The organism is Luteibacter sp. PvP120 (genome assembly GCF_054055715.1).
In genome coordinates, this window is sequence record NZ_JBSRXP010000003.1 from 304,487 (window position 1) to 313,910 (window position 9,424).

The window sequence follows — 9,424 nt, forward strand, 5'->3', positions numbered from 1 at the left end:
GCCGACGCGGCTGGTCGCAACCGGCGGCCCGAATGAGGTAACCCAGCAATGATGCGCTACATCACGATCGCGAAATTCGCGGCCGAGTCCGGATACAGCGAGGACGCGGTCAGGGCAAAAATCAAGAACGGGGTCTGGCTTGAGGGCCTCGTGTGGAAGAAGGCGCCGGACGGGCGCGTTCTGATCATTCCAGAGGGGTATGAGCGATGGGCCGAAGGACAAACGGTATCCGACCTGCAACGCAAGGCAGCATAGCGATCGACTTCTACTTCCAGGGCGTCCGTTGCCGGGAGCGCGTCAAGCTCCCGCCGACGAAGGCGAATCAGAAGTACGTGGAGAACCTGAAGGCCCAGATCCTCGCCGAGATTGCCCGTGGGACGTTCGACTATGCGAAGTATTTTCCAGACAGCAAGCGCGCGCGGTCGCTGGCCAAGCTTCCCGGCGCCGCGGTCACCGTCGGCGACGGCCTCGATCTCTGGCTCCGGGGAAAGGCCCCGGAGCTGCAGCACTCGACGCTAAGGGACTACGAGCTGGCGATCGCTCGGGTATGGAAGCCGGCTATGGGCACGAAGAGGCTGACCGAACTCACCCGCAGCGATCTGAAGGCATGGGTGGCCACACAGACCAGCGGCATAAAGCGGATCAGCAACCTGCTGCTGCCGATGCGCGGAATGTATGCGCAGGCCTTCGACGACGAGCTGATCGCCGTGAACCCATTCGTCGGATGGACGCCGAAGAAGGCAGCCGCGCCGAAGGAGGAAGACGACATCGACCCCTTCACGCAGGCGGAGGTGAACGCCATCATCGGCGCGGCAGACGGACAGATCCGCAACCTGTTCCGGTTCGCCTTCTGGACGGGGCTGCGCACTAGCGAGCTGATCGCCCTACGCTGGACCGACGTCGACCTTGTCGGCCGCACCGTCACCGTGAAGCGAGCGAAGGTGCGGAAGCAGGTCAAGGCGCCGAAGACCGCCGCCGGGCGGCGCACGCTCATGCTACTCCAACCAGCGTGGGAGGCTTTGATGGCCCAGCGAGCGCACACGCAGCTGGCCGGCGCGGAAGTGTTCCACAACCCGCGAACCGGTGAGGCGTGGGAACACGATGGCCCAATCCGGAAGACTGCCTGGCAGCCGGCGCTGAAGAAAGCAAGCGTCCGCTACCGCTACCCGTACCAGACGCGGCATACCTTCGCATCGACGCTCCTGTCCGCAGGCGAGAATCCGGTGTGGGTCGCCTCTATGATGGGCCACAAGGATTGGGCGATGATCATCAAGGTCTACGGGCGGTGGATCCCATCCATTGCTCCCGACGCGGGCGCTAAAGTCGCAGAGCTTTGGCGACCGTCAACCATGGCAAACGAGACGAGTGTTTGAGCGGCGGACAGAACCTAGGAGGAAATATGGACGTATTCGGCATCAAGCCAGAAACATGGTTTCCCGTGATTACCTTAATCCTTGGCGCGGCATTGAAAGGTATGGGTGACTTTATTCTCGAAGGACAGAAAGCTAAAAGAGAGATTCAAGCCCGGCTTGAGTCGAATGCCGAAACGCGGCGCGCCCGTGCTGTCGATTTCCAGCGCGAAACACTACTTGATTTGCAGGAGGCGCTCCAAGGCATGGCCAGAGCGACCGGGAGGACAAATTTCGAGGACATCATGAACTACCGTGCTACGAAGAAGTGGCAAAGCACGAGGTTGAGTGAAGATGCGAGTGCGAAATTCCAAGAATTCGCGGTAAAGGTGACACGACTTCGTGTTCGCGTTGAGGATGATGAAACCCGCAACATGACAGCCGAGTTCAGCAATCGCTGCACAAGCGTCTCAAGGGCGAGCGACGAAAACGATTCAGACTTGAAGCTGGCAGAAGCCATACAAGTTTTCTCGAAGCTCAATGAAAGAATCGGCGACCTGCTCCGTTACGCGAAGTAATGCGCTTGGTCAGCATTTGGTCACAGACATCGCCTATACCACTGATTCCCAAGCGCAAAGCGCGGGTTCGACTCCCGCCACCTCCACCAACACCTGCGGCGAAACAACGTAAATCGTTGTTTCGCCGTTTCTTTATGCGGCAAAGCCATGCCCGAAACGCCCTTTTCTTGGTGTCGTTTTTCGGTGTCTCCCATGCCCAAACCGCTGTTTGTTCAACGCCCTTCGGGACTTCACGTTCGGTTTCTGGTGCCGGTCCACGCCCGCGAGGTGTGGGGCGCCCGCGTTGTCATGAAGTCGCTGGGAGGTCGGCGCGGGGATGCCGCCCGTCTGGCTGCGGCTCGCCTCGGCTATGCTCTGTCGGTCTTTTTTGACGACCTGAAACTCATGGGGAAGGCGCTGAGGTCGGAACTGTTCGTCAAGGTGCAGCGGGACGCGCAAGGACGGCGCATTCGACGTCGGATCACCGAGCACCCGGGCAAGTTCATTCATGCGAACTACCAGGTCGAGGAACGTCTGGACGGCAGCTGGGTGATCATCGCCGAGGGACCCGAGGACCACGAAAACGCGATGGACATGGTGCGGCTGCTGCGAAGCATCCCGCCGGATCCTGCCTTCGTCCGGACCCGCTTGGCCCCTCCTCCGGTCACCGGGCCGATGTTGGAGCAACGCGTCGAACTGTTCCTCGAGCAGTTCAACCAGAAGCAGCGGGCCGAGGCCAACAAGCTGGACACCGCGTTCACCATGCGCCTGTTCGTCGGGATCATCGGCGACAAGGCATTGGCAAGTGTTGGGGCTGAGGACATGGACCGTTGGCTGGACGCCCTCGCCCACTGGCCTCCGAACGCGACAAAGCGTGAGCCCTACAAAGACCTTTCCCCTCGAGAAGTGGTGATCGTGTCCAAGCGCAAGGGCGAAACGCCCATCAGCTTGCGCACGCGGGAGAAGCACCTGGACCGGCTCCGGGTGTTCTTCAACTGGGCCATGGAACGACGCGACGTGGACCGCAACCCGTGCGCGTCCATCCACGTCATGACCCGAGAGCAGGAAGACACGCAAAGCCGCCGGGCCTTCACCGCGGCTGAGCTCGCCACCATTTTCAACCCGGCGCTGCGTGAGGTGCATTGCGACACTCCGGCCCGTTGGTGGCTGCCGCTGCTGGCGCTGTATTCGGGTGGTCGCGCTCAGGAACTCGCCCAGTTGAACACTCAGGACATCGAAGAGGTCTCAGGCATCTGGGGCTTCCACATCGCCGCGCGCTTCCCGGGTCAGAAGTTGAAGAACAGGCAGTCCCGCCGGTTCGTTCCGCTGCACCCAGCCCTGCTCGATGCGGGCCTGCTGACCTATCGCGACGACATCGTGGGCACGCTGGGCGAAGGTCAGCTTTTTCCGGGACTGGGCGCAAAACCCGGCGACGCCATCGGCGACTGGTTCAACCGGACCTACCTTCGCAACCAGTGCCACATCCAGGGTCAGGTCTACCACTGCTTCCGCCACAGCTTCATCACGGCGGCGGACCGCGCCGGCATTCCCGAGGCTCGGATCGCACGCCTCACCGGGCATGGTCAGGGTGGGTCCGTGCTTCGCGGCCATTACATCGATGTGCCGACGCTGGCCGAACGAGCGGCGGCGCTTTCGGCAGTAAAATTTCCAGTGCCGAGCGTCCCGACCTATATCACTGGGAAATTCAATGCATTTTTGGCCAGAATTGCCCGAATAAAGCGCCGACAGGGAGCTGTGCAGGCACGGGCTCGTCGTCAGAAGTCGTCAGCATGATTACCGAGTTCTGCTCCGCATAGGTCGTCGCACTGGGATAGTTGAGCGCCAAAGTTGACCAAAGGGCGAGGGCTATAGCTCTTCCATGTGTCCGCGCAATCTTTGCGAAGCATAAGTCTTTTACATTAAGTCGGCCGCTGCGATATACGGTAGGTGTCCTCTCCCAATCATGAGCCCATAAGGAAATGACCCCTCTATTTCTCCTTGACCGCAACGCCATATCGGTCATAAAAAACAAACTGGCTAACAAGGCGCCCGTTGACCCCAAGAAGCTGGCTCTACTGGCGACCCTTGAACACCTCAATCAGTCAGGCAACCACATCAGCCCCCTTCTGTCCATTGTTGAAGGGGAGCATGGCCGCGAGGATACGGTGGACGAAAAGGCTGCATGCGTCATCACCGAAGCGACAGCTGTGCGCAATTTCTTCGATCAAGCCACCACAGATGCGGACCAATTGCTTCGTGATCCGCTGACGGTGGCTCGCGTGTTCACCACCTACCGTGAAACTGGCTGGGAGAATCGTTCGAGCTACTGGGCATCAGCTGCTCCCCTGGTCAAGGGTGGCATCGCCAAGGAAAAGCGTCGTGGCGTCGAAGACGAACTGGTTGCGTTGGCAACCGCAAATGGACTTCCTTCAGACGATCCGATTCACCTGCTTTTCCTCGCAGCCCTCCATGGTGGAGCAAGCGCTCAAGATGTCTTAAAGCTTCGATCTGACAGCGCCTATAATCCGCTCAATGACCTACATGTCCTCTCACGCATGGCACTCATTCAGGCCGTGGCGACGAATGCTGGTCATCTGATTATGCCTGTGCTTGTTTCAATGGATGAAGGACTAAATGATGTGCTGAGCCACACCCATTTTAGCAAGAGCAAACTCACCGATGAGGGCGGCATCCACATGACGCTTCGGTTCGACAAAGAGTTGTTTCCACAATTGTCGGACAAGGAATATCGTGCCCTTCTAGACCGGGCAAAGCCCAATGGCGACGTCTAAAAGCTGTCCTGGCCATACAGCACCACAATTAATAGGAGCTGCGGCGAAGCAGTGATCTTTCAATCTTTTGATTGAATGATCATTCGGTCCTCTGCCCTTATCGTTTGTAGTTTAGAAAACTGACGTCACGTCAATCATAAGGATCTTGCGTGTTCCCGGGCCACTCTCGAATGAGAACATGAACGAGCCGCTGTCGTCGCGCCCCGTCCTGCCCTCAACAACGCTGATCGTCTCTTGGATATCGAGGAACCGGACGAGCTCACCCGCGCCAACCAATTCTTTATCTTCCGTCGCGCACAGCACTTCAAGGTTTGGATCAAATGTGGTGAGGTGGGCGATCAGCTCTTTAACCTTCATCTCGTAGCTCCTGCGGAAAGGCTCTATTTCGTCGTCTTGCGCTTGGCCGTGGGTCTCGCGCCCAAGGCTTGCTCAACCTCTGTTGCCCAGCCCACCAGGTCGGTCCCGCACGCCAGGCACCAGTCTCGGATCTGCAACGTGTCCAGCCGCGACCCCCGCTCCGCCGCGCTCACGTAGGTCTGGGACCTGCCCAGCTTCGAGGCGAACTCCGTCTGATTCAGGCCCGTCCGCTCCCGGAGCGCACGAAGCACGCCCAACACGATTTGATTTTCAGGTCGATACAGCGACTTGGGCGGCTGAGCAGCTGCTTTTTTGGACGTGGCCATGGCCTATTTCCCGATCGGACGGGCCATAAAGCTATACCGGTCAATGCGTTAAGCCTGTAGCACATACCCGGTTAGTTGTTATTCAACTAAGCAACTATGGACGACGCTACTCTGGCCGCGCCAGGGAGGGCCGCGGGGCCCCTGGGATTGAGGACCGTCTCCCCCGCATCAGAGGGATTTCATATGCCTAACCGCCGGTTCAACCGGATCGCCACTTGGATGGCCGTAGCCGCCCTTCTCCTGACCACCCACGCGCAAGCTCAGACCACCGGAGGCCTTCGAGGCTTCTTTCAAAAAGCTGGGGCAACGGTGTCCCATGCGGCGTCATCGGTCTTCGTGAGCGGCAACCCATCGGCCACCTCCGGACAGGTGGCCGGACCCGCCACAACCACGGGCGCTTACTACCGGCCGCTCCATCCATCCACGCCCGGCGCGATCGTTGGCATTTTCGACGGTCACCGGATGGGCGACGCCTGGCCGCGGGTGGCCGTGCGTTTCACCCAGGCCGGCGCCGACCGTGCCTGCTGGCGAGCGGAAGCCACCATCTGGCGGTCCGCGACAAATCACATCATTGAAACGTTCGACGTCTGCAACGCCCCGCTCGCCTTCACCGATGCGATGGGCAGGCAGCAGTTCATGACTGCGCCCGAAGACGACTTCAACGGCGGCCAAGGTCGGGTGGCGATCAACACGGCGCAAAACATTCAGGGGATGAGCCACGCGGACACCGCCCCGGGTGACGTTCGCAACGCCGGCCCGCTGCCTCCCCACATGCTGTTCTACCTCGGACAAGGCAGCGAAAGCGGCCCGCTCGCACACCAGTATCACGAGATCTTGGTTCGCCTGATGTGGCTCACGGGGTGGATGAACCACGCCAATCCCGTGCTCGACGTCCGCAGCGGCAAGATCCTGTGGGTGATCGGCCTCAACTCCGGCGCCACGAATGCACAGGAGCCCACCCCGTGATCAAACTTCTCGCCATCATCGCCGTCGGCTTTGTCGTCGCCCTGATCGTCCAGCACATGAACGCCGGGCGGGACGCGCGTCGTGCGGAAGCGCATCCGCCCTTGATCGTCACCGAGGAGCATGGGTGGACCACGATCATGACCACGCCGGCTCCGTTGCCCGCCCGCGTCGCCGTGGTGTCGTGGCTGCTGGCCTTGGCCGTCGGTGCGACGGGCGCTGCGCTCGGCACACACGTCGATCCCGATTCCCCCCTGCCCGTGATCTTCGGCCTGGCCGCGTGGATCGGCGGCGGCCTCGTGATCTCGAAGCTGCACAAGGCGGCGCACGACGTCACTCGAAAGGTTCAACGCCAGCCGTTCCAGGTGTCGCGCCTGGGCATCCGCCTGTCCGACGGGACCTTGCTCGCCCCGGGGCAAATCTACGGGATCCGGCGCGGCAACACTCAGGCTGGAGACCAGGTGGTGATGGGCGGAGCCGGCATGGTGGCCGGCGTCAGCCAGATGGCCGCGGAGTCGTCCCAGCGCTTGGCTCGGGTCAGCCACACCGTGGAGGTCGACCACGGGGGTCGGGCGACGGTGCTGGCCGGCGGTCTGACGGAAACGCAAGCGCACGCGGTGGCTTCGGAAATCACGCAGCGGTTGCCGGGGTTCCGCTGAGCCCACGGTGCCGGCGTCTCTCGCATTGGTGAGCGCGATCGCACGACCGAGGGTGTGTGCGTATTCGGCAACGTCACGACCGATCAAAGAAGCGTCGCACGCGCTCATCCCAGAAGCGATTCGATCCTTGAATGGAGTCGTGTCCGTGTTCATCAGACGCCGGTATAGTCGTGTGAAATCATCAACGGTCCGGCGCTCAATGGACCGATCCCTCAACCCACGGGCACGGAACTCCACCCATGATTCGACGCTCACTGGGCTTGTTGCTGGTTGCACTGTCCATGCAAGCGGCCGGCCTTGCGCACGGCCAGGAAAATGCAGCCGCGGACACGCCGCTTCGACCCGCCTATTACACGTGTGTCAAAGCGTCCCGCGGCGTCACCTTGGCCCTGAACGACTGCATCGGCAACGAGCACGACTTTCAGGACAAGCGCCTCAACACCGCCTATCAAAACCTCAGGAAGTCGCTGTCCGACGTGAAGCGCACGGCCTTGCGCGATGAGGAGCGGGCCTGGATCGGCCGACGCGACAAGACGTGCGCCCCGGATGCCAGTGGCGGCACCGCCAGCCTGCTGGATTCCAATCAGTGTCAATTGGACCAGACCGCCGCGCGCGCGGCGGCTCTCGAAGCCCGCACGGGCCAATGATGAAAGCCCGATGACGGGCCACCACGAGCCAGAATGCGATGAACACCAGGAAGGAAGGTCATGACGGATGAGCTGGAACAGGCGAAGCGTGCCGCCGAGCAATGGCACCTCGGTCAGACCTCGGCGGGCTACGAATCCGGGGCCGCCGGTCCGGCGGCCATTTCCTCGGGCAAGGACGACCACGGTGGGGTGTCCTATGGGTCCTACCAACTCTCCACCAAGACGGGCACCTTGAAGGAATACCTGGACCAGTCCTCTTACGGCGCCCAGTTCAAGGACCTCACGCCCACAACCCCCGCCTTTGATGCCAAGTGGCGGGAGTTGGCGAACACCGATCCCGGCTTTGCCCAAGACCAACACGTGTTTGTGGGGCGCTCGCACTACGACACCCAGGCGGCCGCATTGCGGGACCGCGGCCTGGATTTGTCGGATCGCGGCATGGCCGTGCAAGATGCGCTGTGGAGCACGTCGGTGCAATGCCGAGAACTGACCCCGAACATTTTCTCCAAAGGTTTGAAGGAAAAGTTTGGCGAACACTACGAATTGGCCAAACTCAGCGACAAGGACATCGTCGACGCGGTTCAGGACTACAAGACCGCCCATGTCCAAACCTTGTTCAGCAAGTCGCCAAAGCTGCATGAATCGTTGAAAGATCGATTTTCCGATGAAAAGGCATCGTTGGAACGACTGGCGGACAGCGACGCGGTGCTCAGTGCCAACGGCGTGAGGGTCGAGCACAAAGGAACGCTCGCCGTTGCTCCGGCGTCACCTCACCACGGTGCGCACGCAAGCCACACGCAGCATGCCGGCAGCCTGCGCCTCAACGATCGGTCCGACGCGGTGCTTGCCGTCCAAACCCAGCTGACGGCGCTGGGCTACACCGGCAGGGAGGGTCACCCCCTGCAAGCGGATCGCCACTTTGGCCCGAACACCCAGGCGGCGGTGGAGGCGTTCCAACGCGACCACCACCTCCAAGCCGATGGCGTGGTGGGTGCCAAGACGCTCGACGCGTTGCATCGCGCCCAGCCGCATCCGACGGCGGACTTGACGGATCGCGCCCATGCTGGCAACCCCATGTTCGAGCAAGCCCTGAAAGCCGTGCACGAGTTGGACGCGAAGCACGGTCGAACGCCGGATCAGATGAGCGTCAACTTCGCCGGCGCCTTGGCGGCTCGATCAAGGGCTCAGGGCATGACCGGCATTGACCACTTGGCTCTCAGCGACGATGCTCGGACCGCCTACGCGATCCAGGGCGACCTGAACTCTCCGTTCAACCGGCATGCGTCGGTCGATGTGGCTCAGTCGGTCGTCCAACCCCTCGGTCAAAGCACTCAGGAGTGGTCACACGCCCATCAGCAGCAGGTGGCAGCGCAGGCACCGCAGCAAGACCAACAACAACAGCAACAACAGCAGCAATCGGCTCACACGCTGACGCGTTGAGGGTATTGATGATCCCGTCCATGACATTTAAACCCTGAGGTGCGTCGAAGAGCGACCGTGATCGGTGACCATTGACGACTGCCGCGTTTCACCTGCAGGGGCCAGTGCGTTCAATCCCAGCGGCCAAATCCAACCAGCGTGGGCACGGCCGCACCACGGTGCTGGTGGGCGAACTGACGGAAACTGAGGCGCACGCTGTGGCGCCGAAATTACCCAGCGACTGCCGGGGTTCCGATGGCTCCACCACCCGAGACTGCCTTCCCGTCACACCCACGGCGGAATTGCTGAGCCCTCGGTCGCACCATGACGATGACTGCTGACGCGAGCTGGGCGG

Annotated in this window: 11 protein-coding genes; 9 read left to right on the forward strand and 2 right to left on the reverse strand. The window is 61.3% G+C overall.

Annotation, left to right across the window (positions count from 1 at the left end; all coding sequences use genetic code 11):
* The first annotated feature begins 48 nt into the window (after positions 1-48).
* From ACVKN3_RS08635 to ACVKN3_RS08655, 5 genes are all read left to right on the forward strand, one after another.
* Positions 49-255, forward strand: a complete 207-nt coding sequence (locus tag ACVKN3_RS08635) for an excisionase (protein WP_354514304.1) — start codon at positions 49-51, stop codon at positions 253-255.
* Positions 207-1,373 carry an Arm DNA-binding domain-containing protein gene (locus ACVKN3_RS08640; RefSeq protein WP_354514303.1) on the forward strand — a complete coding sequence of 389 codons (1,167 nt, stop codon included), beginning with the start codon at positions 207-209 and terminating at the stop codon, positions 1,371-1,373. The genes ACVKN3_RS08635 and ACVKN3_RS08640 overlap by 49 nt, the downstream gene beginning before the upstream one ends.
* Before the next feature lie 26 nt (positions 1,374-1,399).
* Positions 1,400-1,927 carry a hypothetical protein gene (locus tag ACVKN3_RS08645; protein WP_354514301.1) on the forward strand — a complete coding sequence of 176 codons (528 nt, stop codon included), beginning with the start codon at positions 1,400-1,402 and terminating at the stop codon, positions 1,925-1,927.
* A 192-nt stretch (positions 1,928-2,119) separates the two neighbouring features.
* Entirely contained in the window at positions 2,120-3,700 is a 1,581-nt protein-coding gene (locus tag ACVKN3_RS08650) for a site-specific integrase (RefSeq protein ID WP_354514299.1), read from the forward strand.
* A gap of 185 nt (positions 3,701-3,885) precedes the next feature.
* A complete protein-coding gene (locus ACVKN3_RS08655; RefSeq protein WP_354514297.1) occupies positions 3,886-4,698 on the forward strand; it encodes a hypothetical protein in 813 nt (270 codons plus the stop codon).
* A gap of 111 nt (positions 4,699-4,809) precedes the next feature.
* On the opposite strand, the gene ACVKN3_RS08660 is transcribed toward ACVKN3_RS08655, so the two are convergent.
* Both ACVKN3_RS08660 and ACVKN3_RS08665 read right to left on the reverse strand, forming a co-directional pair.
* Entirely contained in the window at positions 4,810-5,055 is a 246-nt protein-coding gene (locus tag ACVKN3_RS08660) for a hypothetical protein (protein ID WP_354514295.1), read from the reverse strand.
* Between the two features lie 23 nt (positions 5,056-5,078).
* Complete coding sequence (locus tag ACVKN3_RS08665; RefSeq protein ID WP_354514293.1) at positions 5,079-5,381, reverse strand: helix-turn-helix domain-containing protein; 303 nt, start codon at positions 5,379-5,381, stop codon at positions 5,079-5,081.
* Between the two features lie 183 nt (positions 5,382-5,564).
* Here ACVKN3_RS08665 and ACVKN3_RS08670 point away from each other — a divergent pair, with 183 nt between their 5' ends.
* The 4 genes from ACVKN3_RS08670 (at position 5,565) to ACVKN3_RS08685 (ending at position 9,090) form a co-directional block, all read left to right on the forward strand.
* Positions 5,565-6,347, forward strand: coding sequence for a hypothetical protein (locus ACVKN3_RS08670; RefSeq protein WP_354514291.1), 783 nt, complete (start codon positions 5,565-5,567; stop codon positions 6,345-6,347).
* Positions 6,344-7,003, forward strand: a complete 660-nt coding sequence (locus ACVKN3_RS08675; RefSeq protein WP_354514289.1) for a hypothetical protein — start codon at positions 6,344-6,346, stop codon at positions 7,001-7,003. Before ACVKN3_RS08670 ends, ACVKN3_RS08675 begins: the two co-directional genes overlap by 4 nt.
* Positions 7,004-7,242: 239 nt before the next feature.
* Positions 7,243-7,650: a lysozyme inhibitor LprI family protein gene (locus ACVKN3_RS08680; RefSeq protein WP_354514288.1), complete on the forward strand. Its 408-nt coding sequence runs from the start codon at positions 7,243-7,245 to the stop codon at positions 7,648-7,650.
* 60 nt (positions 7,651-7,710) lie between these two features.
* Entirely contained in the window at positions 7,711-9,090 is a 1,380-nt protein-coding gene (locus ACVKN3_RS08685; protein ID WP_354514286.1) for a peptidoglycan-binding domain-containing protein, read from the forward strand.
* Positions 9,091-9,424 lie beyond the last annotated feature (334 nt).